The following is a 26439-nucleotide window of genomic DNA, read 5'->3' as shown; positions in this document are numbered from 1 at the left end:
TGTTTTGATTCAACGGCCTGTCAGGCCTTGTTGCGAATTTGAGTCAGCGTCCTTGTCGGCGTGATCGCCTCCGGATCGAGCTTGATCTCGATGATCGCCGGCTGTCCGCTTGCACGGGCGCGCAGGAAGGCGGGGGCGAAATCCTCCGTCTTTTCGACGGTTTCGCCGTGGCCGCCATAGGCTTTGGCCAAAGCTGCGAAATCGGGGTTGGTCAGATCTGTGGCGCTGACGCGGCCCGGATATTCACGCTCCTGGTGCATGCGGATCGTGCCATACATGCCGTTATTGATGACAAGCGTGATGATCGGCAGGTTGTAGCGAATGGCGGTGGCAAACTCCTGGCCATGCATCATGAAACAGCCGTCTCCGGCAAAGCAGATGACCTCACGCTCAGGGAAGAGTTGCTTGGCAGCGACGGCTGCCGGAAGGCCATAGCCCATGGAGCCGGAGGTCGGGGCGGCCTGGGTGTTGAAGGCCTGGAAGCGGTGGAAGCGATGCAGCCAGGTGGCATAGTTGCCGGCGCCATTGGTAAAGATTGCGTCCTTCGGGGTGTTTGCTTCGATCCATTCCATGATCGGCCCCATCTGCACGGCGCCGGGGCCGGCCTTGGGCGGCGTCGACCAGGCGAGATAGGCGGCGTGCATCGTCTGCGTGCGCTCGGCCCATACAGGGGCGGCTGGTGCCTCTAGCGAAACAAGCGCGTAGATGAATTCCTCAGGTGCGGCACAGATGGCGAGGTCGGCGCGGTAGACGCGGCCGAGTTCGGACGGGTCCGGGTGGATGTGGACCAGTTTTTGCGCCGGGTAGGGGATGTCCATCAGCGTGTAGGAGGAGGAGGGCATTTCCGAGAAGCGGCCGCCGAGCAGGATCAGGAGATCGGCCTCCTTCACTTCCTTCGCCAGCGCTGGGTTGATGCCAATGCCGACGTCGCCGGCATAAGACGGGTGCAGGTGATCGAAGAGCATCTGGCGGCGGAAGGAGCAGCCGACCGGCAGCTTGAACCTTTCCGCAAAAGTCTGGATGCCTGCGACCGAGGTTTCGCTCCAGCGGGTGCCGCCGAGAACAACCATCGGGCGCTTGGCAGTCTTCAACATTTCGCCGAGGGCGGCGATCTGGCTTGGGCCGGGATGGGCCTCGACGGGCGTGTAGGGCTTCGCTTCCGGCGCGTCGACTTCGTCAAGCAGCATGTCTTCCGGCAGCGTCAGCACGACCGGGCCGGGGCGACCAGAAGTTGCGACGGCAAAGGCGCGTGTAACGAATTCCGGGATGCGGCGGGCGTCGTCGATCTCGCCGACCCATTTGGCGAATTCGGTGAAGGCGCGGCGGTATTCGACCTCCTGGAAGGCTTCGCGCTCCTTCATGTCGCGACCGATCTGGCCGATAAAGAGGATCATCGGGATCGAATCCTGCTTGGCGACATGCAGGCCGGCAGAAGCGTTGGTCGCACCAGGGCCACGGGTCACCATGCAGATGCCGGGCTTGCCGGTGAGGCGGCCCCAGGTATCGGCCATCATTGCGGCTCCGCCTTCCTGGCGGCAGACCAGCGTTTCGATGCCGCTGTCCTTCAGCGCGTCGAGCACGGCCAGATAGCTTTCGCCGGGAACGCACGAGACGCGCTCGACGCCGTTGGCCTTCAGCGCCTCGACGATCAGTTCACCGCCGGTTCTCTTCATTTCGTCTTCCTTTCCAGCTCGGCCAGTTCGGCCAGAATTTCGTTTCCGTGCTCGCCGATGCGCGGGCTCGGGCGCTCGTAACGCAGGGGTGTCTCGGAGAGCACGATCGGCGTGCGCACGCTCGGGATCACGGTGCCCTTGCCGTCGGTGAGGTCGATCTTCAACCCGCGCGCCTGGACCTGCGGGTCGGCGAACATTTCCTCGATCGAGTTGATCGGCCCGGCCGGCACGGCATTGGCCTCGCAGGCGGACAGCAGGTCGCGCTTCTGCCACTTCATGGTCTCTGCCGTGACGATGCGGCGAACCTCGACCTTGTTGGCGACGCGGGCCTTGTTGGTGGCGAAGCGTTCGTCATCGGCGATGGCAGGAATGCCGAGGATGGTGCAGAGGCGCTTGAATTGGCCGTCATTGCCGACGGCGAGGATCAGATGGCCGTCTGCTGTCGGCACGACTTCATAGGGGCTGATGTTCGGATGGGCATTGCCGAGCCGGGTTGGGGGCTTTCCGGAGATCAGGTAGTTCATGTTCTGGTTGGCGAGCACCGCCGACATGACGTCGAGCAGGGCCATGTCGACGAACTGGCCCTTGCCGGTTTTCATGACGTGGATCAGGGCGGCCTGGATCGCGGTCACGGCATAGATGCCGGTGAAGATGTCCGCGATGGCAACGCCTGCCTTCATCGGCTCGCCGTCCTTTTCGCCCGTGATCGACATGAAGCCGGACATGCCCTGGACGATGTAGTCATAGCCGGCGAAATCGGCATAGGGGCCGTTCTGGCCGAAGCCGGTGATCGAGCAGTAGACGAGCTTGGGGTTGATCGCTTTCAGGCTCGCGTAGTCGAGGCCGTATTTCTCAAGGCCACCGCGCTTGAAGTTTTCGATGACCACATCGGCAGAAGCGCAGAGGCGGCGGACAATTTCCTGACCTTCGGGTGTCTTCAGATCGACCGATATCGAACGCTTGTTGCGATTGGTAGAATGGTAATAGGCGGCCGAGAGGTTCTCGCCATCTGCGCCCTCGACGAAGGGTGGGCCCCAGGCACGGGTGTCATCGCCACCATCAGGGTTCTCGACCTTGATGACGTCGGCGCCGAGATCGGCGAGCATCTGGCCTGCCCAGGGGCCTGCGAGTACACGGGCGAGTTCGATCACACGGATGCCGGTGAGCGGGGCAGGGGCGGTGGGCTTGGGCGTCATTGCGCGATCCTGTGCGGCGTCGTCAGATCAGGCGATCCGACAAAATTGGATCTCCTGCCATGACAAGAACTGCTATCGACAGAGCTATATCGCCCCATTTTGCCATTCGCACCTGATATTCTCTCATGGCATCATTCCGTTTCGGCAAGATCTGGCCGGATCAGGGGCCGAGATTGACGAGCCAAGCGAGAAAATCGGCAATCGGTTTTTCGCGACCGATCTCGTTCAGCGTCTCATGGCGCATGCCGTCATAGACGGTGGTTTCGACATCCGTCATGCCGACATCGAGCATGCGTTGGCCAAGCCAGCGGATCTCGCGGCCCATATTGGTCGCGGGGTCCTCAGCGCCGCCGACCAGATAGACGGGGAGGCGTGGCGGCAGGCGCTCGAGACGTTCGGGGGCGGCGCCTGCGAAAGTCAGGCGAAAGATATCGCGCCACATCGAGACGCTGGCATCGAAGCCGCAGAGCGGATCGGCGATATAGGCGTCGACCTCGCGGGCGTCATGCGACAGCCAGTCGAAGGGGGTGCGGTGGCCCTTGATGGCGCGGCCCCAGGCGGCAAAGGTGGCCTTCGGCAGGATGAGGGAGGGGACGTCCGAGCCCTTCAACATCTGTTCGAGAGAAAGCACGCCCTGGGCAACCCGTCCGGCAAGGCCGGGATTGAAGTTGGAATTCCAGATCGTCAGGGCATGAAAGGCTTGTGGGTGCTCCGTCGCGACGTTGAGCGCGATCAGGCCGCCCATGGAGTGACCGAAGAGGATGACCGGGAGCCCGGGATGGGTTTCGACGGCAAGCTCGCGCATGGCCATGACGTCGGCGATGACCTTTGCGACGCCGTCGCGGCGCGCGAACAATCCGAGTTGAGCGTCCGGTGCCGTCGTCTCGCCGTGTCCCCGGTGATCATGGGCAAAGACGTGGTAGCCTTGGGCGGCGAGAGCCGAGGCGAATTCCTCGTAGCGCCGCGAATGTTCCGCCAGGCCGTGGCAGATAACGACGATACCGCGAGGCACGGTCGTCGATGGCTGGTGGTGATAGGCCAGTCGCGCGCCTGATGGTGATTGGTGTAAGGCAAGATCTGAAAACATTTGGTTCCCCCGATGGCGCGATAGGAGGTCATTTCTCTGCCATGCGCAATAGCGTCAATGGCTTGACCCCGGATGCGCGAACAAGCCGGCGAAGAACGAACCCGGCCGACGAGGCGGGGAGTGCGCAATGATCTGAAGCTTGCGAGAACTGCTGTATTTCTCGGCAGTTTTTTGTGCGCCGCATTGCCCCAAGGACGCAATTCGCCTACATAGCGGGCCAATTCCCATTCCCGCCGGAGCAAGACCCCATGGCACGCCAGTTCATCTATCACATGTCGGGACTTAGCAAGTCCTACGGCGCAAAGAAGATTCTCGAGAACATCCATCTCTCGTTCTATCCCGATGCCAAGATCGGTATCCTCGGCCCGAACGGTGCGGGTAAGTCGACCGTGCTGCGCATCATCGCCGGTCAGGACAAGGAGTACACGGGTGAAGCCTGGCTCGCCGAAGGTGCGACCGTGGGTTATCTCGAGCAGGAACCGCATCTCGATCCCGCGAAGAACGCCTTCGAGAACGTTATGGAAGGCGTGGCCGACAAGCAGGCCGTGCTCGATCGCTACAACGAGCTGATGATGAACTATTCCGACGAGACGGCGGAAGAGGGCTCCAAGCTTCAGGACATCATCGACAGCCAGAACCTCTGGGACCTCGAACAGCAGGTCGAAATGGCGATGGAAGCGCTGCGCTGCCCGCCGAAGGACGCAGACGTCACGCTTCTTTCGGGTGGTGAGCGCCGTCGTATCGCGCTTTGCCGTCTGCTGCTCTCACAGCCTGACCTGCTCTTGCTCGACGAACCGACCAACCACTTGGACGCCGAGACGATCGCCTGGCTTGAAAAGCACCTGCGCGACTATCCGGGCGCCGTGATGATGATCACCCACGATCGCTACTTCCTCGACAACGTCACCGGCTGGATCCTCGAACTCGACCGCGGCCGTGGCATTCCCTACGAAGGCAACTATTCGGCTTACCTGCAGGCGAAGGCCAAGCGCATGCTTCAGGAAAACCGCGAAGAGGCCGGTCGCCAGAAGGCGATTTCGCGCGAACAGGAATGGATCGCATCCAGCCCGAAGGCGCGTCAGGCCAAGTCCAAGGCCCGTATCAAGGCCTATGAGCAGTTGGTGGATGCCGCCGAAGGCATTCGTCCCGGCGATGCGCAGATCATCATTCCGGTCTCCGAGCGTCTCGGCAATGTCGTCATCGAGCTCGACGGTATCACCAAGGGCTTCGAGGGGCGTACGCTGATCAACGATCTGTCGATCAAGCTGCCGCCTGGTGGCATCGTCGGCATTATCGGTCCGAACGGCGCCGGCAAGTCGACGCTGTTCAAGATGATCACCGGTCAGGAAAAGCCGGATGCGGGTTCGATCCGTATCGGTGACACCGTGCATCTCGGTTATGTCGACCAGAGCCGCGACTCGCTCGATCCCAACAAGACGGTATGGGAAGAGATCTCCGGCGGCGCCGAAGTCATCAAGCTCGGCAAGTTCGACATGAACTCCCGCGCCTATTGCGGCGCCTTCAACTTCAAGGGCGGCGACCAGCAGCAGAAGGTCGGCAATCTTTCCGGCGGTCAGCGCAACCGCGTTCACCTGGCCAAGATGCTGAAGGCCGGCGGCAACGTTCTTCTGCTCGACGAACCGACCAACGACCTTGATACGGAAACGCTCGGTGCTCTTGAAACTGCGCTCGAAAACTTCGCCGGTTGCGCGATCATCATCTCTCACGATCGCATGTTCCTCGACCGTCTGGCGACCCATATCCTCGCCTTTGAAGGCGACGGGCATGTCGAATGGTTCGAAGGCAACTTCGAAGACTACGAACAGGACAAGATCCGTCGTCTCGGCCCCGATGCGCTGAACCCGGGCAGCCAGGCCTACAAGCGCCTGACGCGCTAAACCCGAACGGGTTATCTGGTTAACTTCGAAGCATGATCAATGTGGCTCGCAATGTTTGCGAGCCACATTGCGTTTGGGATACTCGAAACGACTTGCGTCAATATATCTGCTTATTGCTATAAACTGACTGTAAACAGTTTGTGTGTCATACCAATTGCGAGGGGCTGCGCATCAGGCGCAGTGGGAATTGGCAGGAGACGACATCAGGTCCGCCTTCTCTGTCTGGAGGGAACTGACAGGTGTCTATCCTGGGAAGAATTTCATTTCAAAAAGCACTGACCCTGATTGCGTTGGTGCCGTTGCTTGCCGTCACCGGTCTCGGTGGCGCGGCGGGCTATAACAGCTATCTGGAGTATCAGAAGCTCACGCGCGCCGCAGCGCTCGCAGAGCTTGCCTATCAAGGCGGCGAGCTGATGATGATCATGCCGCTGGAGACGGCGCCGAATCGCATGGAGATCCGCAAGCAATCGGATGCCATCTATCAGGCCATGATGGATCAGATGGCCGAGCTCGACCGGATGGGATATGGTGATCCGATCACGCTGCAGCTCCGGGCCAATCTGGAGAAGATGTATGCCCGGATGCCGGAGTATCGCCAGAAAATCGATGCCGGCGACAAGGACCCGATCCTGCCGCTGCGCTACGCCCAGCCGGTCGCTGCAGCCGGCCTTGACCTGACGCTCAGAACGGCAAGCCTCACCGAGGACCTGACGCTCTCGTCCGACATCCGTGCCCATCATGCGCTGATGAAGGTGAACGAAGCCTATCTCGGTCTCAATCGCATGGGCCAGTTCTACATCGAGAACGGCGCTTTCGGCAAAGCCGAGCTTGTCCGGTTCAGCGCTCTGCAGAGCCAGTTGCGGACTTTTGATGGTCCCTTCCGTGAGCTTGCACGGCCGGATGTGATCAGCCGTTTCTATTCCTTCTTCGATACGGCAGAGGGCAAGCAGATCAGCGAGACGCTCCAGGCCATGGAGAGCCTTGAGGACTACACGGGGCCGCGAGATGCAAAGCCCTTCACCGACAGCATGGCGAAGCGCCGTGACTTTGCGGCGGCGATCATCCGTGACAACGCGACGGCGTTCCTGGATTCGATCAATGAGCGTCTGGCAGATGCGCGCTTCGGCATGATTTCGGCGATCGTCGCTCTTTCCGGCTTTATCCTGCTGGTCGTGGCCTTCAGCGTCTCCGTCACCCGCACGCTATCCCGCTCCATTGGGCGGGTCAGCGGCTCGATGATCGGACTGGCCAATGGCGATACGCGGCAGTCCATCCCGTTCACCGAGCGCACCGATGAGATCGGGGCGATGGCTCGCTCCGTCGAGGTTTTCCGCGAGGCTGCCATTCGCAACGCCGAACTGGAAGCCGAGGCGTCGGAAAGCCGAATTCGCACCGAGCGCGAGCGTGCCGAGATGCAGGCGCGGGCGGAAGCGGATGCCGAAGAACGCCTGACCAAGGCAACGGGCACGCTGGCCGCAGGGCTCAAGCGGCTGGCATCGGGCGATCTGCTTTGCGAGATCGAGGAAGAATTTGCTCCGCAGTTCGAAGCTTTGCGTCACGACTTCAACACTTCGGTGCAGCAGCTGCGCGGCGTGCTGGTCTCCGTCGGCCGCTCGGCCCATGCCGTCAGCGGCGGCTCGGGCGAAATCTCGCATGCATCCGACGATCTGGCCAAGCGCACTGAACAGCAGGCGGCCTCGCTCGAGGAGACCGCAGCGGCGCTCGAAGAGATCACCTCCAATGTGACGGCCACGTCGCGCCGCACCGGCGAGGCGCGCGACATCGTACGCAATACCCGCAGCCGTGCAGAACAGTCCGGTGTGGTGGTCGGCAATGCCGTGACCGCCATGGAGCGGATCGAACACGCTTCCAAGCAGATCAGCCAGATCATCGGCGTGATCGACGAGATCGCTTTCCAGACCAACCTTCTGGCGCTCAATGCCGGTGTCGAGGCCGCGCGTGCAGGTGAGGCGGGCAAGGGCTTTGCGGTTGTCGCGCAGGAGGTTCGCGAGCTCGCGCAGCGTTCGGCAAATGCGGCGAAGGAAATCAAGGCGCTGATCGGCAATTCCGAAGTCGCTGTCAGCGAAGGCGTGAAGCTGGTCAACGAGACCGGCGACGGCCTGACGGCGATCGCGGGTCTCGTGCAGGCGATCAACGAGCATATGGACGCCATCGCCTCTGCTGCGCAGGAACAGTCGGTCGGTCTCGGTGAGGTCAACCAGGCCGTCAACCACATGGACCAGGCGACCCAGAAGAATGCGGCCATGGTGGAGGAGATGAACGCGGCATCCGCGGGTCTCGCACAGGAGGCCGGGAGCCTTGCGGAACTGTTGCAGCGTTTCCGGACGGGACAGGGCAGCACGGGTGCCTCGGCTGGCCAGGCTTCGCGTCAGACCCGTTCGGCGGCTCCTGCATCGCCGCCGCCAGCACGCGTTGCTGTACCGGCAACACAGCAGGCTGCTCCGCGTCGTTTGACGTCGGCTGTGTCTGGTAACACCGCTCTCGCAGCTGAGAGCTGGGAAGAGTTCTGAGGCTTCAGCCCATCGCTGAACGACTGTCTCACTGAGACCCTGACGGCCGCCTGAAGAGGCGGCCGTTCTTCATTTCGACCTCAAGCCGGCATTGGTCGCGGATTAAGGCTTGCATCGCGTCAAAAACGGACATAAAGATATCTTTATGTCGTTATTGCGGTGGTGTGAATGAGACTCGGCGTCGATACTCTTGTGGAATTGCTGAAGGCGGCGGGCGAGCCAACCCGCCTGCGTCTTCTGACGCTTCTGTCGGCGGGCGATCTCACGGTCACCGACCTTACAGAAATTCTCGGCCAGTCGCAGCCGCGAATCTCGCGTCATCTCAAACTGCTCGCGGAAGCCGACCTGATTGACCGCTATCAGGAGGGCGCCTGGGCCTATTTTCGATTGAAACAGGATGGCTCCGGCGCGGCACTGGTCCGGCTGCTGCTGGATGCGGCCGAGGACAGTGATCCGGTGCTTCAGCGTGACCGGGATCGCTTGGCTGGCGTGAAGCGGGCGAGGGCGGAGAAGGCCCAGGCCTATTTCAGCCGCAACGCATCCGAATGGGACGAGCTTCGCCGCCTGCATGTCAACGATGCCGATGTGGAAGCGGCACTGCTGCGGATCGTCGGAACCGACGCGGTCGAATCCATGCTCGACCTCGGCACAGGCACCGGCCGCATCCTGCAACTGCTTTCGCCGCGTTACCGTCGGGCAATCGGCATCGATGCCAGCCGGGACATGCTGGCGGTCGCTCGCTCGAACCTCGACAAGGAAGGTATCCTGTCGGCGAGCGTGCGTCACGGCGACATCCTGAACCTGCCGCTCGATGCCGGCGACTACGATCTCGTGACGATCCATCAGGTCTTGCACTTCCTGGAAGAGCCGGAGCTGGCGCTCGCCGAAGCCGCACGCATGCTGAAGCCGGGCGGTCGGCTCGCCATCATCGATCTGGCACCTCATGCCCACGAGTATCTCCGAGACGAGCACGCCCATGTACGGCTCGGCTTCTCCCATGCTGTCATGGCCGAATGGCTCGACCGCCAGGGATTGGCCGTCGAGGACGTCATCGACCTGCCGCCGGAAACTGCCGCGGGGCGCGGGCTCACCGTGACCATCTGGCTTGCCCGGCGCGGACGTGCTGTGGCGCATGCCGCTTCTGAACAACCCCTTGCCTTGACCGGGAGCAGATAAATGACGAAGCCCGAACGGCCGATCGCCAAGACCCCCGATGTACGGATCTCCTTCGAGTTCTTCCCACCCAAGTCGCCCGACATGGAGGATCAGCTCTGGCAGACGGTGCAGGCCTTGCAGCCTTACCAGCCCGATTTCGTTTCGGTGACCTATGGTGCCGGTGGGACGACACGCGAGCCGACCCTTGCGACAGTCAAGCGGTTGATTGCCGACACCCCACTCGCCACCGCGTCCCATCTCACCTGTGTGGGGGCAACGCGTGACGAGGTGCGTGCGGTGGTCGAAGAGTTCCAAGCAGCCGGCGTTCGTCACTTCGTGGCGCTGCGTGGCGATCCACAAGGCGGCATGGGCAGCCGTTATGCGCCGCATCCGGGCGGCTTCGTCAACGCTGCCGACCTCGTTTCCGGTCTGCGTGACCTGGGCGATTTCGAGATTTCCGTCTCGGCCTATCCCGAACGCCACCCGGAAAGCGAAAACGACGATGTCGATCTGGATATGCTCAAGCAGAAGGTCGATGCCGGGGCAACGCGCGCTCTGACGCAATTCTTCTTCGACAACGATATCTTCGAGCGTTACCTGGAACGGGTGCGGGCGGCGGGGATCAGCATCCCGATCGTGCCGGGCATCATGCCGATCCAGAACCTGACGCAGCTAAAGCGCTTCGCCTCGATGTGCGGCGCCAGCACCCCGTCATTCCTCGACGAGCGTTTCGAGGGGACGGAAGGCGATGCTCAAGCGCGTGCCGCGGTTGCGGCCGACATTGCGGCAGAGCAGATCGCCGATCTCTCGCGGCGCGGCATCGAGGAGTTTCACATCTACACGATGAACCGGGCGCCACTGACCATCGCAACGCTGGAGCGCCTCGGCATCGCCGCTAAGGTCGACAAGGTCTCCAACGCGGCCGCCTGATTTCCGTCGTCACGGCATAAAAAGAGGCGCAGGACTTAAGTGTCCTGCGCCTCTTACTTGTTTTGAAATCGTATCTGCTGGAGAGAGGCCTAACCTGGCCAACTCATGGGTTTCAGTTGTTTAGACCCGTGTCAGATAAACAGCATCGTTGCGATGAAAACAAACGCTGCACCGACGATCAGGACATTAATTGAATTGGTCAGTCCCATGTGTGCCTCCTTGCGTTGACCGTTAGATATTATGTCTGATTTGTGTCGGCGCAAGGGCCAATCTGTGCTGCGCTGCGTCAATAAGCACTGAAAAAGATATCCATAACATGCGATAAGCTATTTCAATCAATGGGTTGCTGCCGCTCTCGCGCTGTTAATGAAGTTTAATTTCCGTGAGCGTTTACCCATCGATTTCGAGGGCTGAATTGCTCACTGCTCCTCCGGCCGACAATCGCGCAAACAAAAAAGCCGGGGCGTGGAGGCGCCCCGGCTCGATCATGCGGTCTCAGATGCTGATATCAGAGCGCGGCCAGCAGTGCCGGTGTCGGCCAGCCATCGGCGGGTAGGCCCACTCGCTGCTGCTCCTTCTGCACCGCGACGCGTGTGCCGGCACCGAGGATGCCGTCGATCTTGCCGACGTCATGGCCAAGGCCCTGCAGCTTGGTCTGCAGCGCCATCATCTGGTCGGTGTCGAGGCCCGGTTCCGGATTGCCCTTCTGGTAGGCAGGCGCCCCGCCAAAGCGCGTGGCGAAGTAGGCTGCCGAGGTCGTGTAGATGAAGGATTGATTCCATTCGAGATAGATGTTGAAGTTCGGATAGGTGATGAAGGCCGGTCCCTTGCGACCCTGCGGCAGAATCAGCGAGGCGGGCAGGGCGGAGAAAGCCGTCTCGCCGTCGCGGGGCTGAACGCCGAGCGCGAACCACTCTCCTGCCGTCATCGTGCCTCCAAGGCCGGACTTCTCGAAGGGCAGGTTCTCCGGAATGCTGACTTCCTGGATCCAGGGTTCTCCGCGCTTGAAGCCGAGGTGCTGAATGAAGCGTGCAGCCGTGAGAAGGGCGTCAGGGCTGCTCTGCTTGACGTTCACATGGTTGTCGCCATCGCCATCCACGCCGAAAGCGATGATGTCTTGGGGGAGCATCTGCACCTGGCCAATTTCGCCGGCCCAGGCTCCGGTGTTGGTGGCAGGGTCCAGATCGCCATGCTCGACCATCTTGATGAGCGCCAGAAGTTGCGGACGGAAGAGTTCCGGGCGGCGGCAATCATGGGCAAGCGTGACCAGCGCATTGCGTGTGTTGAAATCACCCTGTACCGCGCCGAAGTCCGTTTCCTTGGCCCAGAAGGCAGCGATGACGCCGGCCGGTACGCCATATTCCTGTTCGGCACGCGCGAATACCTCGGAATATTCCCGGATTTTTTGCAGGCCGGTGTCGAGGCGCGCCTGACTGCCGGTGCGGCTCGAGAATTCCAGGAAGGTCTGGCGGAAGACACCCTGCGAGCGGTCGCGGGACAGAACCTTCTGGTCGATGGCGGCACCCGCAAGCGCCTTGTCGGCAATTTCGGCCGGCGTGCCTGCGGCAATGGCTTCCGCCTTCACGCCTTCGAGGAAGGTCGCGAGATCGCCGCCGCATTGCTGTTGCGCCTGGGCGAAACCGGCAGAGGCAAGAATGAGGGCAACAGGGAGCGCATGACGCAGGGCTTTGTTCATCGATCAGTCCTTTGGGTTGCATGCCGGTGCAGGCCGTGTTTACGCGCGGCATGCGGATGGCTTGAGTTTGTTTCTCAGAGCCTCTAGGCTCCGTTTGCGATCATTTCGAGACGGCGGCGACCCAGTTCTGCCAGTTCTTCTGGGTGCCAGCGAAAACGTTGATATCGGTTTCGCCGCGAATGCCGGGAATGACGCCTGTCGACGTGTATTGCCAGAAGGACCAACGCCGTTCCGGATAGATCATGCTTGGATGCTGCGCCACGGCCCTGACCCAGAAGTGATGATCCCTGAACGCGCCTTCGAGGTTGTCGCGGTGGAAGTCGACGGAGGTGTATATGATCGGACGCTTGCCGAAATGGGCCTCTATGCGCTGCATGAAGCGCTGCATTTCGCCGCGCACCGTTGCGGGATCCGGCCGCAGACGGCAGGTCGGGGAGGTCGGGTTCCATTCGACGTCGAGCACCGGTGGCAGCAGGTTGGCATCGCGCGGCACGTTCTTGATGAACCAGTCGGCCTGCTCGTCGGCCGTCGAGCAGAAGTAATAGAAGTGGTAAGCCGCGTGCGGGATCCCGGCGTCGCTTGCGCCCTTCCAGTATTCATGGAAGCGCGGATCAAGCATGTCCTTGCCTTCGGTCGCCTTGATGAAGACGAAGGACACGCCCGACTTCTTCACCTGGCGCCAATCGACATCGCCGTTCCACTTGGAGACGTCGATGCCGTGCACTTCGTGACGATGCGGTGTCTTGCCGTCGAAATGCTGGGGGTCGTTGTCCTGGAAGCGCGGCGAGAGAGAGGCTGTCTCCAGGAGGTCATAGGAGCCCGAGGTACAGCCCGTGACTGCAAGGCAAAGGGGGAGAAGGAATGGGGGAAGCCACCGCATCGAGGGTCCGTGATCTCATCATTAGGGGAAGATGCCCCACAAGGTGCAACAACGACACGTTTGGAAGACGACCATCGTCGCCCATCATCGTCAATTTCGGATTAGATGCAATCTTGCTTGCGCGAGGCCGTCAGCGTGTGAGGACCGCATGCCAGGCATAGCCACGCCAGAGGGGCTCGAATGTCAGCCGCAGGCTCTGTGAGGCCGCCCGCTCTTCCAGGACGCTTTTCAGATCCGGGCGCGGGGTGACGTGGAAGCGGGCAAGCCAGGCCTGCAGACCCCTTTGAAACCAGCGGGGCAGGCGCTCCTGCTGACCGAAGTCGACGATGTGCAGGGATCCCTCTGGACCGATCGCCTCTATGCCCCGGTCGATGGCACTTTGCCAATCGGGAATCATCGAAAGGGCATAGGAGATCATCACCCGATCAAAATGCGGCTGTCCGCAATCCGAAGCGCGAAAAGTCGTGGCATCGGCGACCTCGAGCCTTGGACGTGATGCCTTGTCCTCGAACCTGGCATGGGCTGTTGCGAGCATCTCGGCCGAGATGTCGAGGCCGAAGAGTTTGGCATGCGGAAAGTGCCGCTGCGCAAGGACGAGGTTGCGCCCCGTGCCGCAGCCGATTTCCAGGAGTGAGCCGCCGTCTTGCAGATCCAGCCCTGCGATCATGTGGTCTCGACCGAGCAGGTAGTATTTCCGCGTCAGGTCATAGATATGCCGCTGATAACGATACATGTGGTCCATGCGGTCTGCATGGTCCCGGCTTTCGGTCGCAGCGAGGGCGGCAGGGCTCTCGCTCATGTGGGCCGCTTCTCATAGATGTGGAAGCCACCATAGATGGCGGAGCGGTCCTGCGTGTTGAGGGCATGCGAGCGTTCGGCCAGATAATGCCACTGGGCGAGAAGGTCGGGTGCGAGCTTTCCGTTCAGGATGCTGTCTTCCGCGGCGGTACGGAAGATGACGCGGGCGCCGTCCGAGGCGGTGCGGGTGATCTCGGTCCACAGGTCGTTCAGCTGTCGCTCGTTCATCCAGTCCTGTGCGTCGAGGAGGACGTAGCGATCGACGCTGCCGGCGGGCTTTCTCGCCAGGAGTTCGGTGAAGTTGGCGTGGTGAACGGTCACGCGATCCGTCGTCTCCCTGATGGCATGATAGTGCTGTTCCTGCAGATAGGTCGGCAGGACACCTTCTTCCGCCTTCGGATAGCGGCGGAGGAAGGCCTGCCAGGCGAAGTAGTTGTCGCGCAGCAGGAAATGGCAGCAGAGCTTTTCCAGGCGATGGCGCAGGACGGGGGCAATGGTCCCGTCACTGGCCAGCGATGCGAGCTCGTCATATTGCTGTGGCGGGATGCCGAGGCCGAAGAGCGAACTCTTGCGGCGGGTCAGCCAGCGAATGAGCGGCTTGTCGAACAAGGGTGCAATGCGGCTGTCGAAGAACATGCGCTGTTCGCGCAAGGAGCGGGTTTCGGCGATCTCCTCCAGGCGAACGCCATGGCTGCGGGCGATCAGGTGGCCGATGGTGATGAACCGCCCGAGAAGGCCTGTGCGGTAGATGTTGCCATTGAAGACGGAGATGCGGCGACGCCCCGTCACGCCGCGAGCCTCCCAGTGGCGCCGTGTCGCCGTGTCCAGATTGGGCGCGATGTGGCGTTCATACATCCGGACATTCGTGCTGACGCCCTGTTCGCCGAGCAGGCGACGGACCGAGGCATGGTCTGGCAGGTGGCGGAAGGCGGCAAGCTTCAGGCGATTGAGCGCGATATGGTTCGGGTTCAGGTCGACCACATCGATCGAGGCCGGGCGGCGGCTGAGATAGGCGAGCATGTTGCAGCCGCCGGAACCGATGGTGACGATGCGATGGCCTTCGGCAAGTTCCATGGCCTGCATGTCGACCTCGGGGTCTTCCCAGATCTGCGCATAGACGAGGCCGGAGAACAGCAGGCCGAACAGTCTTTCAGACAGGCCCGCAGGTGAAAGAGCGGCATGCTGCAGCAATGCACCCTTCAGCTTCTCGTTTCCACGAAATCCGGCATCGGGTGCAAGCTCAGTCATGTCGATCCGCCGTCCTGTTGGGTTTCACGGCGTGTAGCGGTCGGGTGCTACAGTTTGATGACGTGGTTGACGGGAGGGCGGTAACCGAATTTCAATGCATTTTATACAAATTGTCCTCAGTTATTTTAGGGGTGTTTAACATGATGTTAAGTGAAATCCCGTTTGGGAGGCGACTGCGTTACGGACTTGCCGGATTTCTGGGTGGTGCTGCAGCGCCGGCCGCCATGGCTCTGCCCGTTGTGGCGCAGTCCGGATTTGATGCTTTTTCCACAGCTTTTCTGAGTGAATGGACCTCGCTTGCGGCCATTAGTCTGCCGCTTGTCGGTACCGCGGTCGGATGGCGAATCGCGTCCTGGGAGGCGAGGTTGCAAGAGCGTATCCGCCACCTCGAGTGCGGTGCGACGGCGCTCGAAGCGGCCTCGCGTTTCGATGGACTGACCGGCCTCGGTAACCGCCAGGCGCTGAATGAAGCACTTGAAGCCGTGATGGTGGCACGAGGTCCTTCGCGCGGGACGCTTCTGCTCATCGATCTCGACCGGTTCAAATATGTCAACGATACGCTCGGACATGCGGCTGGCGATGTACTGCTGGTCGGCGTGGCCGATCGTTTGCGTCAGGCTTCGGGCGAGGGGGCGCAGCTCTTTCGTCTCGGGGCCGACGAGTTCGCCGTCATCCTGCCGCAAGCGCTACGCCGCCCCGTGGCGGAGTTCGTCTGCCTGGCGATCGAAGCCGCGCTCGCCGAACCCTTCATACTGGAGCAGGGCCGCGTGATGGCCGGTGTCAGTATCGGTGCAACCCTCATGTCGGCCGAGGACAGGGAGGTCGCAGCCGTCTTGCAGCGGGCTGATCTTGCCCTCTACCGCGCCAAGGAGGTCTTCGGGCCTGCCCATGCCTTCTACGATGAAGGTCTCGCCCGCGAAGTGAAGGAAGGGCTTGAGCTCGAACGCGACCTTTCGCGCGGCTTTGTCGACGGGGAGTTCTATCTCGAATACCAGCCGATCGTCGCTGTGGAGAATGGCGATGTGCGTTCGCTGGAGGCGCTGCTGCGCTGGCGCCATCCGAAGAGGGGACTGATCACACCCGACATCTTTATCCCGCTCGCAGAAAAGACCGGCATCATCCAGGTGATCGGCAAATGGGTCGTGCAGCAGGCATGCGCTGCAGCTGCAACCTGGCCGGCACCGACTGGGGTCAGCGTCAACGTGTCGGGCGATCAGTTCAAGGATCCGAACTTCGTCACGCATATCCTTGATTGTCTGGTGGAAACAGGGCTCTCGCCCGAGCGGCTGACGATCGAAGTGACCGAAGCGGTGTTTTCCGTCGACATTGATCTTGTTTGCCGCAGTCTCGCCGAGCTCAGGTCGAGCGGCGTGCGCATCGCGCTTGACGATTTCGGCACCGGCTTTTCGTCGATCAACAATCTCCGGCTCTTCCCGCTCGATGAACTGAAGATCGACCGCTCCTTCGCGAACCAGATGCTCGAGACAAGCCAGGGGGCGAAACTCGTCGACCTCATGCACAAGCTGTCGGAAACCTTCCAGATCCGGACCACCATCGAAGGGATTGAGACCAAGAACCAGTTGGACTTCATCAAGCGTCTGGGTATCGGCGAGGCTCAAGGGTTCCTGTTTTCGCGCCCCTTCGCTGCGGCGGAGGCCTTGAGCTATCTGCAGGCCCGCCTGGCGCAGCGTGCAGCGCCTGTCGGTTGAAAGTCGCGGGATAACTTAAGGCATCCGACATCCTCATCTTTCGCCTGTCATCCATTCCTGCTTCGATAGTGGCAACAGGAGGAGTGGTTGATGCGGAAACTGATGACGTGGGGCGTTCGGGTGGCGGTGGCTCTGGTCGGCATCATTGCGGTGGCCGCAGCCTGGGTCGTTGTGTATCCGCCCGAACTGCTCAGGGTCGGCACCGGCTATGCCGCGAAGATCGTCTGCTCGAATGTCTTCATCGCCGGTCGCGACGCCGACGAGGTGCTGCGCGATGATGTGCAGGCCCCCGGACACCCGCTGCTGAAACTCGTGCGCGCGGAGGTCGATCTCGAACAGGGCCTGGTGAAAACTGCCCTGCTGGGCTTTGTCGCACCATCGACCGCGCTGCATCGAACCGGCCTCGGCTGCGCGACCTTGAGCATTTCTGCGATCGAGGCGGCGAGGGGTCGGTCTGCTCCGCCGGCCGAAGCCGCCTCGGTGGACATGGCTGCGGCTTGGCCGGAGGGTGACGCAGTGCCGGAGAACGATCCTCGGCTGCAGGCCATACTCTCTGATGCCGACCTTCTCGGACCGAGTGCCCGAGCAGTCGTCGTCGTCAAGGACGGCCGGATCGTCGGTGAGGCCTATGGCCCGGGTTTCAATGCGGACACACCGCTTCTGGGTTGGTCGATGACAAAGACGGTGACGGCCGCGCTCATCGGCATCCTCAAGGGGGAGGGCCGGATCGACGAGAGTGCGACGAAGCTGTTTCCGGAATGGAATGGCGATAGCCGCGCCGAAATCTCGCTTTCGGATTTGCTTGCCATGGAAAGCGGCCTCAGCTTCAACGAGAGCTATGGCGACGTGACCGACGTGACGCGCATGCTCTATCTCGAAGGCGATATGGGCGCCTATGCGGCGTCGCTGCCTCCAGCTTCAGAGCCGGGAACGAGGTTCAACTACTCTTCCGGCGAAACGGTGCTGATCTCGCGCTATTGGATGTCGCGCTTCTCGGACCGCGCGGCGGCGCTCGCCTATCCGCGTGAGGCCCTGTTCGACGTGATCGGCATGGGCAGCGCAGTGCTCGAGGCGGATCCAAACGGCATCTTTGTCGGCAGTTCCTATCTCTACGCAACGGCCCGGGACTGGGCACGCTTCGGTCTTCTGATTGCGGAGAACGGACGCTGGTCTGGCCGACAGCTCGTCGATCCGTCCGTGATGGCACGCATCTTCGAACCGGCTGCCGTTTCCAATGGCGCCTATACGAGAGGGCAGGCCTGGCAGAATGGTCCGGGAGACAAGGACAGCAGCTTTTCGCTGCCCGAGGAGACGCTCTGGATGCTCGGCCATGACGGCCAGTCGATTGCCATCATTCCGTCGGAGAACTTGGTGGTCGTGAGGCTTGGTCTTACGCCGCGTAGGCTCGACTACAGGCCGCAGAGGCTGTTGCAGGCGGTACGAGACGCACTGCGCTGATCCCGGAGGTCAACGCGTCAGGTGCAGCAGGCCCTTGCGCTTGGCATCGTAGTAATAGCCACGGGAATACAGGCGGACAGCCTGATCGTGATCATTGTCCGCGACCACCCAGGCACCCTTCAAATACTTCACCGCGTACTTGATGTTGGTTTCGGCGTCGAAGAGGCCATCGGCGGGGCCGTTGTAACCCATGGCCTTGGCCGTGTTGTAGCGGATCTGCATCAGGCCGTAATTGCCCTTGCTGTAGGCGGCGGGATTATAGCGGCTCTCGCGATGAACGACGCGATGGACGAGATCGGTCGGGATCTCGTAGAGCTTGGAATATTTCTCGATGAGCGCATTAAGCCGCGTCGGGCCAACCGTATCCGGCTTGCGTCCCGCGTTGGGTGCCGGCGGTTCGCCCGGGGGCGAGACGTCGAAGGGATCGCCGAAACTTGTAAGTGCCGTTGCGCGCAGCGGGGCAGCGTAAGCAAGAACGACGGGCGGCTTCGCCGCTGCAGGCTCCGCAGTAGCCGTCGCGGCGGATGCGGGAGCCGCACTTGCTGCGGGTGGGCTGAGTGTTGCCTCGGTGGATGCCGCTGCCACGGCCATCTGCTGGCTCTCTGTGGTCGCCGGCGTCGTCACCATGGCCAGCGCATCCGTGGCTGCCGTCTGCGGCGTGGTGGGGGAAAGGGCAGAGGCCTTGAGGGCCGGGATCGGCGCTGCAGTTTCCGTACCGGGAATGATCGGCGCGGGACCGGGGTTTGCGGCTGCAAGCTCGGCCTGTGTCGCCGCTGCCGCCTCGGGCGCAGCTGTGCCATTCGTTGCGGCTTCGGCCGCCATGGCAGCCTGCATTTCCGGAGACTTCGGATTGGCAACCGGCGCGGCGGCAAGATCTGCCTTCACGCTCTCATCGATCGCGGTGCATCCACCCAGTCCAGCCAACAGTGAAGCAGCCATGCAGAGAGCGATGCCGCGGTCAGTTCTGACGTTCATGCCACTATCCGTTACGAGATGCACGCGAGGTCACCGGCAAATCAGCCGACTGTTCGTTTCCATTTCTTAATCTATGCCCAGCATTGCGGCAAGCTTGCGACCTTGGGGGCATTTCGCAGATGCGTCCAGCGGCTCAGGCCGCGATCTTTCGATAGCCGGCCGTAACCGCCTTCGCCGCGATCAGGACGGTGCGGCCAGAACGGTTCACATTGCGGCGAACTGCATGTTTTCTCACGATTTTCCTGATACGCTCGGGGGAGAGTGCATAGACGAGGCAGGATACTGCGGAGAGGGCGACGAAGGTCGCGCCAAGCGCGATCGCCTGCGGCACGAACGGAGCCGCCGGCGTCAGGAATTGCGGCAGAAGTGCGGCGACGAGCAGGGCGCTGCGCGGGTCACGGGATTCGCTTTCAAAGCAGTGCGCGATTACGCGCAGCGGCTTCTCCTCCGGCAGGTTGTCGTTGTCGGCCACCGGTTCGATGCCGGCCGGCGCACGCGCGAGGCCTAGTCCGAAGAGCAACAGCCAGAACAAGCCGATCCACTGGAAGATCGAGAATGTCAGCGCCGACAGCGAGATCAGCAGCCAGGAGACGGCGAGCGTCGCTGCAACCGAAACTGCGGTTCCGAGTGCCACGCCCGTGCCCGTGGCGAAGACGCTTTTGCGGCCATGGGCCAGCGCATAGGACAAAACCATGCGCTTGGACCGGCCGGGCACGACCAGAAGGGCCGCGGCGACGACTGCGAACAGGATCCAGGTAGAATGGGGCATGACACTCACTCCTCCAGAAGAGCAAGCCAGCTTTCGGCGGTCAGGTCAATGGATGGGGCGGTACTTCTGCCCGAGATAGTCCATCACTTCTTTGAACCACGGCGTGCCGAGGTCGAACGGCTTGCCGCCCTTGATCCGCGGGAACTCGATGGTCCGCAGGCGTCCTCCCTGGTCCTCGTCATGTCCGGTGACGCCCGACACCTTGTTCAGACCGCTTTCGACCGCGAGATCGACCATGCTCTGGATCAGGCGGAGGTCTTCGTAATTGGCGGGGGCAGAGCGAGCATAGTAGCCTGATTTCTGCACCATCGAGCGATCGGCATCGAGAAGCTTGGCAAAGTGCTTCTGGAACCAGTTGCCGACGTTGATCGTGTCGAGCTTCACATGACCGAAGGCGTCACGCTTGATTTCCTCGCCGGCCGCCTCCCGGTCGGCGACAATCTCGTCCATGCAGGCGCCCTCCGATACGAAGAGGGTCACGAAACCGGTCCGATCCATAATGTCCTTGAGTCGGGTCGCTTCGCCTTCCATGTCGAAATGGGTCTCGGGCAGATAGAGGCCATCGATGTTCTTCAGCTCCTGATTCATCATGAAGCCTTCGATGTATTCATTGTGCTGCGTGCGCTGCATGTAGGCGCGGGCGGTGGCTGCCGTCAGCCAGCCGCAGTGGCGGCCCATGACCTCGTGAATGACAAGCGTGCGCGGCGAGGCGCTCTGTTCGTTGGAGACATGGTCGAAGAATCGCGCGCCGACTTCGGCGGCCGTCCAGGCGCCGAGCGTCTGCTTGATCGGATAGACGTCGTTGTCGACGGTCTTCGGCATGCCGACGACGGTCAGGTCGTAGCCGTTGGCGCCGAGATAGGCGGCCAGATCGGCGGCCGTGGTGTTGGTGTCGTCACCGCCGATGGTGTGAAGGATGGTGATGCCGTCGGCCGCCAGGCGCTCGGCGGCGACCCGGAGCGGATTCTCGTTTTCCTTGACGAGGCCGCGCTTTACGCAATCGGCGACATTGGTGAGTTTCACGCGGCTGTTGCCGATCGGCGAGCCTCCATAGCGATGCAGCACATGCGCCTTCTCTCGCATCTCCCTGGTGATCTCGATCTTGTAGTCCATCAGCAGGCCGCGAAAGCCTGACTTATAGGCAACGATCTCCACTTCCGGTGCGATGTCGGTGTATCGCTCGATCAATCCGCCAACGGCGGACGAGAGGCAGGGCGCGAGGCCCCCGGCGGTCAACATCGCGACTTTCTGCTTGGCCATCGATCCTCCTCGGACGCTTCATCGCCCGTGTCACTTCAGTGTTCAGGTGGCAAATGGATGCGATAGGCGCGGCGGCCTGTAAAGCCAAAAAATCAAGGAAATCGGGCATTTCGCAGCCATGCGAGCTTCAAATCCGAATATAATCGTTTCAATCGCGGCCGGGTGACGGGATGGCTTCTGTGGATAAGCGATTGGAGCCCGTGCCGGGCGTCGGGGCAGTGCGAGTTCAGCGAAACCGATTCAAGATGAAGAAACTTTAATCCTCGCTTTCGGGCCCGACTCCTTGCTTTTTCTGGGTATATTTGGTCAAGCTTTCAACATGATCTTCGATTTCGCTTGTGAACAAATATCGTCATTCTGGGACCGTTTGCTCGGCGCAGTCGGTGATGCGGCCGGCAACGTCATCGGCAGCATTGTCGAGGCCGTGCGGACGATGTTCGAAGGCGACCCGGAAACACGCCGGCGCGTTTCCTTCTCCGTGGCGATCATCGCTCTTTCGGCGAAGATGGCGAAAGCCGATGGCGTCGTGTCGAATGCCGAAGTCGAGGCCTTCCGGAAGATTTTCGAATTCCCGCCGGAAGAGGCCCGCAACGTGGCCCGGCTTTACAATCTCGCCCGCCAGGACGTCGCCGGTTTTGAGACCTATGCGAAAAACCTCGCTGGCATGTGCCGGACTTGCGATGATTTCTGCCCGGTGCTCGAGGATATCATCGATGCCCTGTTCCATATCGCCAAGGCTGACGGCCTTGTGCATGAGAAGGAGCTCGACTTCCTCGCTCGTATCGCGGAGATCTTTGGCCTCTCGGAAGAGCGGTTCGAGGCGATCACCGAGCGGCACATCCATCAGGACGGCGATCCCTATGGCGTGCTTGGCGTAAAGCCATCGGACGATTTCGCGACGATCCGGAAGCGCTACCGTGCTCTGGCTGCCGAAAATCATCCGGACCGGCTGCATGCCCGTGGCGTGCCCACCGAGTTTCATGCCGTTGCCCATCACCGCATGGCGAAGTTCAACGCCGCCTATTCGGCGATCGAAAAGGCGCGCCGCGCCGCATGACGTCCTTCCAGGCCGATTATCGCGGTGCGGAGGTCTCAGCGTCGCCCAACCACAACGAACGGGTGGGCGTCGACCGTCCGGATATCCTGCTTCTCCACTACACAGGCATGCCGTCGGCCGAGGGTGCTCAGGCCTGGCTCTGCAATCCCGAAAGCCAGGTGTCGAGCCATTACATCGTGCATGAGGACGGTCGTGTCGTGCAGATGGTGCCGGAAGATCGACGGGCCTGGCATGCCGGCAAGAGTGTCTGGGGCGGAGAGACCGACATCAACTCCCGGTCGATCGGGATCGAGATCGCCAATGCCGGCCATCCCGCCGGGCTTCCGGATTACCCGGATCGTCAGATCGAAACCGTCATCGAATTGTGTCTCGAATGCGTCAAACGGCACGATATTGCCCCCGAAAGGGTGCTTGCCCACTCCGATGTAGCCCCCATTCGCAAGGTCGATCCCGGTGAAAATTTCCCCTGGGATCGGCTGCATCGGGCAGGGGTCGGGCACTGGGTCGAACCGGCTCCGATCGGCGGCGGACGCTTCTTCCAGCGCGGCGACCGCGGGCAGCCCGTCGAGGCCCTGCAATCGATGCTGTCGCTCTACGGGTACGGTCTTGAGATTTCTGGTGAATTCAGCCCCCAGACCGAAGGTGTTGTCGCCGCGTTTCAACGGCATTTCCGGCAAGCCAAGGTTGACGGTGTTGCCGATAGCTCGACCATCGAGACCCTACACAAGCTCCTGACCACCCTGCCGCGTTTCGCCTGATTTAGCTACATCCTGTGCTGTTTTCGGACCAACGAAATCAACGCGCCGGAGGGCGATTTGTTGCGGTGCCACAGGAATTCCTCATTGGGCCGCTCTAAGGGACGGGCTGAACGGCGCTTGAGGTTCGCAGACGGACCTGGCGCAAACATCAACTTGAGAGACCCGGACTGGCGGCCTGACGAGGGCTCGCGGCGCTGAACTGCGCCCGCTTTGACGCGCGTGGATTCCGGTGGCTCGATTGGAGACTGAACCTTCTCATGACACGACGACTTGTTGCTGCCGCGGCATGCATTGCCCTTCTGTTGACTCACGCCCAGTCCGCGCTTGCCGGTAGCGAGGAGCGCCGCTTCAAAAAGCCCCTCAAGACGATTACCCGCGATGCCGGTTATCCGGCCGCACCCTCCTTCTCGAAAAGCCCCTACAGCGCGATCATCACGAAATATGCGAAGAGCTACGGGGTCCCGGTCGATCTGGCCCATGCCGTCGTTCGCGTCGAGAGCAATTTCAATCCCAAGGCGCGCGGCAGTGCCGGCGAAGTGGGTCTGATGCAGATCAAGCCGGCGACGGCGCGGGCCATGGGCTATCGCGGCAATACCAAGGGTCTCTACGATCCCGAGACCAACATCCGCTACGGCATGAAGTATCTCTCGATGGCCCATGAACTGGGTGGCGGCGAGACCTGCGGCACCATCCTGCGCTACAATGCCGGCCATGGCGCCAAGCGCATGAACCCGATCTCCAAGCGCTATTGCGGCAAGGTTATCGCCTTGATTGGAAACTGAGAAAGAGCTGTGCCCTTGCCGTTCCTGTGACTGGACACGAGGGCTCGTCATGCTATCACCGGACGCAACGTAAGGATGGTGACGCATGATTGAGCGGTTCAAGTCGATAGTCGTTGGTCGAGGCATGATGGGGGCTGCTGCTGCCCGGTATCTCGCGCTTCAAGGGGATGGCGTCGCCGTCATCGGACCCGACGAGCCGAAGGACTGGGCGAACCATCACGGCGTATTTGCCAGCCATTACGACGAGGCGCGGATCACCCGGACGATCGATGCGAACCCTGTCTGGGCGAGGCTCGCAAACCGGTCCATCGCGCGCTACGGCGAGATCGCTGCCGAAAGCGGGATCGACTTTTACGAGGAGGTCGGTTGCCTGATCGTCGGGCCGGAGCGGGGTGGGGCGGATCCCTATGTCTCTCAGGTCGAGAATGCCGCAAGGCAGCTCGGCGTGTCCATCGAGATGCTGTCGGATACAGCACTCAAGGCCCGGTTCCGCTATTTCGATTTCGGCTCCGATTGCGAGGGTGTCTACGAGCAAAACAATGCCGGCTACGTCAATCCGCGCCGGCTGGTCGAGGCTCAGAGCCTGCTTGCCGAAAAGGCTGGCGCCAGGGTTATCCGCCGGACGGCGGTCTCCGTCAGGGAAGAAGACGGTTTCGCCATTGTCACCACCGATGATGGCGCTGTCTATTCGGCCGAGCGCGTGCTGGTGGCCGCAGGCGGCTTCTCGATCAACGAGAACCTCCTCCCGCGACCGCTCGATCTCAAGGTCTTCGGGCGGACTGTGGCCTTCTTCGAAATCCCTGATGATGAGCTGGAAGCCTATCGCGGCATGCCGTCGCTAATCCATCAGCCGGAAAATCCCGTCGATCACATCTATCTTCTGCCGCCGGTGCGCTATCCCGATGGCAAGACCTATCTGAAGATCGGCGGCGATCCGGATGATTTGCAGTTGGAGGCCGAACCGGAAATCCGCGCCTGGTTCCGGCGTGGCGGTCGTCTCACGACGCGCGATCACCTGCATCGGATCATCACGCGTCTCGTGCCGTCGCTTGCAGATGCGCCGCTTTCCATGGCGGCCTGCGTCACGTCGTTCACGCCGGAAAATTATCCGGCCATCGGCTTTGCGAGTGAGCGCATCGCGGTTCTGACCGGCGGCTGCGGTGCAGCGGCCAAGAGTTCCGACGAGATTGGACGGCTCGGTGCCGAGCTTATTCAACACGGCCGAATCGTCGACGATGTCTATGGCGCCGTCTTCCGGCCAGTGTTCAGAGACTGATTCACCAAAAGCGGCCAAGTGGCCATCCGCGCACGGTTTTCGTTGGCATTCGGGGCAAGGGTCGGTTAAGGACCCCTTGCCAGTTGGCCGGGCAGCCGCGCTTTACCAATGCCGAAAGGCGGTAGGGTGAGGAAAGTCCGGGCTCCACGGAAACACGGTGCCGGATAACGTCCGGCGAGGGCGACCTCAGGGAAAGTGCCACAGAAAGCAAACCGCCTCGCTTGCGAGGTCAGGGTGAAAGGGTGGGGTAAGAGCCCACCGCGTCGCTGGCAACAGGGACGGCACGGCAAACCCCACCGGGAGCAAGACCGAATAGGGATGACACGGGTGGTGCGTAAGCACTGCTACAGCCTGTTTCCGGGCCGGTCATCCGGGTGGGTTGCGCGAGGCAGCGTGTAAACGCTGTCCCAGATGAATGGCTGCCACGTTCCGGGAAACCGGAGCCATACAGAACCCGGCTTACAGGCCAACTGGCAAATTTCCCCTTTTTCGACTTTTCGGCGAACCACCTGAAATTTCAGGTGGTTCGCTATTCTGCGTCGTGGATCACGTTCACGGCAGCCGGCTGCGAAAAGGCGTCGGGAAAACAGCGGTTTCTAACCATTCGTTAAGCTTAACCGCCTATCAATGTTTGAATCGCGGAAGAGGTTCATCCCGACCGTTCCCATTGACGCCCATATTGTCCCATGGTATCCCAATTGCATGCCGTTGCGGGGGTCGTTTCATCCCCGAAATCTCGTGAAGCAGGTGCTTCCTCTCGCTTTTCAGGCGGGTGTGTCGCGGGTTCGACGGTTGGCGTAATCAGGTGTGTTCCAGGGTCTCTGATCGGCCCTGCATCCAAGGGGAGGTCGGTTGTCAGTGATGAGCCGCTTCCTGTCCAACGCGACAAACAGGATCGATGCGAAGGGGCGGGTTTCCGTCCCTGCGGCGTTTCGCGCCGTGCTGGTGCAGCGCGGAATCCAGGAGCTTTATTGTCTTCAGGATTTCGTCTATCCGGCGGTCAACATCGGTGGTCCGGATCTGCTCGAACGGTACGAGCGGAAGATGGCGGCCGAAGATCCCTTCGCGTTGGAGGCAAACGAGATGTCGCTACTGCTTCATGGTGGCGGCGTCTTTGCGCGACTCGATGCCGAAGGGCGATTGGCGGTGACGGATTTTATCCGGGATTTCACGGGGATTTCCTCGGAGGTCTGTTTCGTCGGTCGTTCGGATCATTTTCAGGTGTGGCAACCGCAGGCGTTTCACGAGGCGCAGGCGCGAGCCAGAGAGGTGGTCAGGCAGCGGGGCCTGCGCACCTAGAAAG

21 protein-coding genes and 1 other RNA gene are annotated in these 26439 nt (G+C 61.5%); 12 read left to right on the top strand and 10 right to left on the bottom strand.

Features of this window, described 5'->3' with window-relative positions; translation table 11 throughout:
* Positions 1 to 20 precede the first annotated feature (20 nt).
* The 3 genes from D4A92_RS19450 to D4A92_RS19440 all read right to left on the bottom strand — a co-directional run bounded on the left by D4A92_RS19450 (position 21) and on the right by D4A92_RS19440 (position 3956).
* Positions 21 to 1673 (bottom strand): thiamine pyrophosphate-binding protein, encoded by a 1653-nt coding sequence (locus D4A92_RS19450; protein ID WP_203016667.1) that lies wholly within the window; start codon positions 1671 to 1673, stop codon positions 21 to 23.
* Entirely contained in the window at positions 1670 to 2869 is a 1200-nt protein-coding gene (locus D4A92_RS19445) for a CaiB/BaiF CoA transferase family protein (RefSeq protein WP_203016666.1), read from the bottom strand. The genes D4A92_RS19450 and D4A92_RS19445 overlap by 4 nt, the downstream gene beginning before the upstream one ends.
* Positions 2870 to 3029: 160 nt before the next feature.
* Complete coding sequence (locus D4A92_RS19440) at positions 3030 to 3956, bottom strand: alpha/beta hydrolase (RefSeq protein ID WP_203016664.1); 927 nt, start codon at positions 3954 to 3956, stop codon at positions 3030 to 3032.
* A 248-nt stretch (positions 3957 to 4204) separates the two neighbouring features.
* Here D4A92_RS19440 and ettA point away from each other — a divergent pair, with 248 nt between their 5' ends.
* The 4 genes from ettA (at position 4205) to metF (ending at position 10470) form a co-directional block, all read left to right on the top strand.
* The gene (gene ettA, locus D4A92_RS19435) at positions 4205 to 5854 is read left to right on the top strand and encodes an energy-dependent translational throttle protein EttA (protein WP_203016662.1); all 1650 of its coding nucleotides are present in this window, start codon (positions 4205 to 4207) and stop codon (positions 5852 to 5854) included.
* Between the two features lie 290 nt (positions 5855 to 6144).
* A complete protein-coding gene (locus D4A92_RS19430; protein WP_203020057.1) occupies positions 6145 to 8385 on the top strand; it encodes a methyl-accepting chemotaxis protein in 2241 nt (746 codons plus the stop codon).
* Positions 8386 to 8553: 168 nt separating this feature from the next.
* Positions 8554 to 9561 carry an ArsR/SmtB family transcription factor gene (locus tag D4A92_RS19425; protein WP_203016660.1) on the top strand — a complete coding sequence of 336 codons (1008 nt, stop codon included), beginning with the start codon at positions 8554 to 8556 and terminating at the stop codon, positions 9559 to 9561.
* Positions 9562 to 10470 (top strand): methylenetetrahydrofolate reductase [NAD(P)H], encoded by a 909-nt coding sequence (gene metF, locus D4A92_RS19420; protein WP_203016658.1) that lies wholly within the window; start codon positions 9562 to 9564, stop codon positions 10468 to 10470.
* 508 nt (positions 10471 to 10978) lie between these two features.
* Here the strand turns inward: metF and D4A92_RS19415 are convergent.
* From D4A92_RS19415 to D4A92_RS19400, 4 genes are all read right to left on the bottom strand, one after another.
* The gene (locus D4A92_RS19415; protein WP_203016656.1) at positions 10979 to 12166 is read right to left on the bottom strand and encodes a lytic murein transglycosylase; all 1188 of its coding nucleotides are present in this window, start codon (positions 12164 to 12166) and stop codon (positions 10979 to 10981) included.
* 100 nt (positions 12167 to 12266) lie between these two features.
* Positions 12267 to 13046, bottom strand: a complete 780-nt coding sequence (locus D4A92_RS19410; RefSeq protein WP_203016654.1) for a glycoside hydrolase family 25 protein — start codon at positions 13044 to 13046, stop codon at positions 12267 to 12269.
* Between the two features lie 130 nt (positions 13047 to 13176).
* A complete protein-coding gene (locus tag D4A92_RS19405) occupies positions 13177 to 13845 on the bottom strand; it encodes a class I SAM-dependent methyltransferase (RefSeq protein WP_203016652.1) in 669 nt (222 codons plus the stop codon).
* Positions 13842 to 15092: a DUF3419 family protein gene (locus tag D4A92_RS19400; RefSeq protein WP_203016650.1), complete on the bottom strand. Its 1251-nt coding sequence runs from the start codon at positions 15090 to 15092 to the stop codon at positions 13842 to 13844. The genes D4A92_RS19405 and D4A92_RS19400 overlap by 4 nt, the downstream gene beginning before the upstream one ends.
* A gap of 140 nt (positions 15093 to 15232) precedes the next feature.
* Between D4A92_RS19400 and D4A92_RS19395 the strand changes: the two genes are divergently transcribed.
* A complete protein-coding gene (locus tag D4A92_RS19395) occupies positions 15233 to 16801 on the top strand; it encodes a putative bifunctional diguanylate cyclase/phosphodiesterase (RefSeq protein WP_203016648.1) in 1569 nt (522 codons plus the stop codon).
* Between the two features lie 90 nt (positions 16802 to 16891).
* Positions 16892 to 18259: a serine hydrolase domain-containing protein gene (locus tag D4A92_RS19390; protein WP_203016647.1), complete on the top strand. Its 1368-nt coding sequence runs from the start codon at positions 16892 to 16894 to the stop codon at positions 18257 to 18259.
* 9 nt (positions 18260 to 18268) lie between these two features.
* Here D4A92_RS19390 and D4A92_RS19385 read toward each other — a convergent pair whose 3' ends face one another.
* The 3 genes from D4A92_RS19385 to D4A92_RS19375 all read right to left on the bottom strand — a co-directional run bounded on the left by D4A92_RS19385 (position 18269) and on the right by D4A92_RS19375 (position 21263).
* Positions 18269 to 19234: a lytic transglycosylase domain-containing protein gene (locus D4A92_RS19385; RefSeq protein WP_203016646.1), complete on the bottom strand. Its 966-nt coding sequence runs from the start codon at positions 19232 to 19234 to the stop codon at positions 18269 to 18271.
* Between the two features lie 133 nt (positions 19235 to 19367).
* Positions 19368 to 20003, bottom strand: a complete 636-nt coding sequence (locus D4A92_RS19380; protein ID WP_203016645.1) for a LysE family translocator — start codon at positions 20001 to 20003, stop codon at positions 19368 to 19370.
* A 45-nt stretch (positions 20004 to 20048) separates the two neighbouring features.
* The gene (locus tag D4A92_RS19375) at positions 20049 to 21263 is read right to left on the bottom strand and encodes a pyrophosphate--fructose-6-phosphate 1-phosphotransferase (protein WP_203016644.1); all 1215 of its coding nucleotides are present in this window, start codon (positions 21261 to 21263) and stop codon (positions 20049 to 20051) included.
* 319 nt (positions 21264 to 21582) lie between these two features.
* Here D4A92_RS19375 and D4A92_RS19370 point away from each other — a divergent pair, with 319 nt between their 5' ends.
* The 6 genes from D4A92_RS19370 to mraZ all read left to right on the top strand — a co-directional run bounded on the left by D4A92_RS19370 (position 21583) and on the right by mraZ (position 26435).
* On the top strand, positions 21583 to 22320 hold the full coding sequence (locus tag D4A92_RS19370; protein ID WP_203016642.1) for a J domain-containing protein: 738 nt from the start codon (positions 21583 to 21585) through the stop codon (positions 22318 to 22320).
* Complete coding sequence (locus D4A92_RS19365) at positions 22317 to 23078, top strand: N-acetylmuramoyl-L-alanine amidase (RefSeq protein ID WP_203016640.1); 762 nt, start codon at positions 22317 to 22319, stop codon at positions 23076 to 23078. Before D4A92_RS19370 ends, D4A92_RS19365 begins: the two co-directional genes overlap by 4 nt.
* Positions 23079 to 23335: 257 nt before the next feature.
* Positions 23336 to 23860, top strand: a complete 525-nt coding sequence (locus D4A92_RS19360) for a lytic transglycosylase domain-containing protein (protein WP_006725928.1) — start codon at positions 23336 to 23338, stop codon at positions 23858 to 23860.
* An 85-nt stretch (positions 23861 to 23945) separates the two neighbouring features.
* Positions 23946 to 25136, top strand: coding sequence for an NAD(P)/FAD-dependent oxidoreductase (locus D4A92_RS19355; RefSeq protein WP_203016639.1), 1191 nt, complete (start codon positions 23946 to 23948; stop codon positions 25134 to 25136).
* Positions 25137 to 25215: 79 nt separating this feature from the next.
* An RNA gene (gene rnpB, locus D4A92_RS19350) (RNase P RNA component class A) lies at positions 25216 to 25614 on the top strand.
* 383 nt (positions 25615 to 25997) lie between these two features.
* The gene (gene mraZ, locus D4A92_RS19345) at positions 25998 to 26435 is read left to right on the top strand and encodes a division/cell wall cluster transcriptional repressor MraZ (RefSeq protein ID WP_006725930.1); all 438 of its coding nucleotides are present in this window, start codon (positions 25998 to 26000) and stop codon (positions 26433 to 26435) included.
* Positions 26436 to 26439: the final 4 nt, after the last annotated feature.

The sequence above is a fragment of the Rhizobium rosettiformans genome (genome assembly GCF_016806065.1).
Classification (GTDB): domain Bacteria; phylum Pseudomonadota; class Alphaproteobacteria; order Rhizobiales; family Rhizobiaceae; genus Allorhizobium.
Note: the sequence above shows the minus strand (reverse complement) of the source record. Positions and strands in the feature narration are given on the sequence as shown.

Bases quoted from the DNA above. Each gene is read 5' to 3' on its own strand.
- D4A92_RS19450 (WP_203016667.1), bottom strand. From the start codon at position 1,673: ATGAAGAGAACCGGCGGTGAACTGATCGTCGAGGCGCTGAAGGCCAAC.
- D4A92_RS19445 (WP_203016666.1), bottom strand. From the start codon at position 2,869: ATGACGCCCAAGCCCACCGCCCCTGCCCCGCTCACCGGCATCCGTGTG.
- D4A92_RS19440 (WP_203016664.1), bottom strand. From the start codon at position 3,956: ATGTTTTCAGATCTTGCCTTACACCAATCACCATCAGGCGCGCGACTG.
- ettA (WP_203016662.1), top strand. From the start codon at position 4,205: ATGGCACGCCAGTTCATCTATCACATGTCGGGACTTAGCAAGTCCTAC.
- D4A92_RS19425 (WP_203016660.1), top strand. From the start codon at position 8,554: ATGAGACTCGGCGTCGATACTCTTGTGGAATTGCTGAAGGCGGCGGGC.
- metF (WP_203016658.1), top strand. From the start codon at position 9,562: ATGACGAAGCCCGAACGGCCGATCGCCAAGACCCCCGATGTACGGATC.
- D4A92_RS19415 (WP_203016656.1), bottom strand. From the start codon at position 12,166: ATGAACAAAGCCCTGCGTCATGCGCTCCCTGTTGCCCTCATTCTTGCC.
- D4A92_RS19410 (WP_203016654.1), bottom strand. From the start codon at position 13,046: ATGCGGTGGCTTCCCCCATTCCTTCTCCCCCTTTGCCTTGCAGTCACG.
- D4A92_RS19405 (WP_203016652.1), bottom strand. From the start codon at position 13,845: ATGAGCGAGAGCCCTGCCGCCCTCGCTGCGACCGAAAGCCGGGACCAT.
- D4A92_RS19400 (WP_203016650.1), bottom strand. From the start codon at position 15,092: ATGACTGAGCTTGCACCCGATGCCGGATTTCGTGGAAACGAGAAGCTG.
- D4A92_RS19395 (WP_203016648.1), top strand. From the start codon at position 15,233: ATGATGTTAAGTGAAATCCCGTTTGGGAGGCGACTGCGTTACGGACTT.
- D4A92_RS19390 (WP_203016647.1), top strand. From the start codon at position 16,892: ATGCGGAAACTGATGACGTGGGGCGTTCGGGTGGCGGTGGCTCTGGTC.
- D4A92_RS19385 (WP_203016646.1), bottom strand. From the start codon at position 19,234: ATGAACGTCAGAACTGACCGCGGCATCGCTCTCTGCATGGCTGCTTCA.
- D4A92_RS19380 (WP_203016645.1), bottom strand. From the start codon at position 20,003: ATGCCCCATTCTACCTGGATCCTGTTCGCAGTCGTCGCCGCGGCCCTT.
- D4A92_RS19375 (WP_203016644.1), bottom strand. From the start codon at position 21,263: ATGGCCAAGCAGAAAGTCGCGATGTTGACCGCCGGGGGCCTCGCGCCC.
- D4A92_RS19370 (WP_203016642.1), top strand. From the start codon at position 21,583: ATGATCTTCGATTTCGCTTGTGAACAAATATCGTCATTCTGGGACCGT.
- D4A92_RS19365 (WP_203016640.1), top strand. From the start codon at position 22,317: ATGACGTCCTTCCAGGCCGATTATCGCGGTGCGGAGGTCTCAGCGTCG.
- D4A92_RS19360 (WP_006725928.1), top strand. From the start codon at position 23,336: ATGACACGACGACTTGTTGCTGCCGCGGCATGCATTGCCCTTCTGTTG.
- D4A92_RS19355 (WP_203016639.1), top strand. From the start codon at position 23,946: ATGATTGAGCGGTTCAAGTCGATAGTCGTTGGTCGAGGCATGATGGGG.
- mraZ (WP_006725930.1), top strand. From the start codon at position 25,998: ATGAGCCGCTTCCTGTCCAACGCGACAAACAGGATCGATGCGAAGGGG.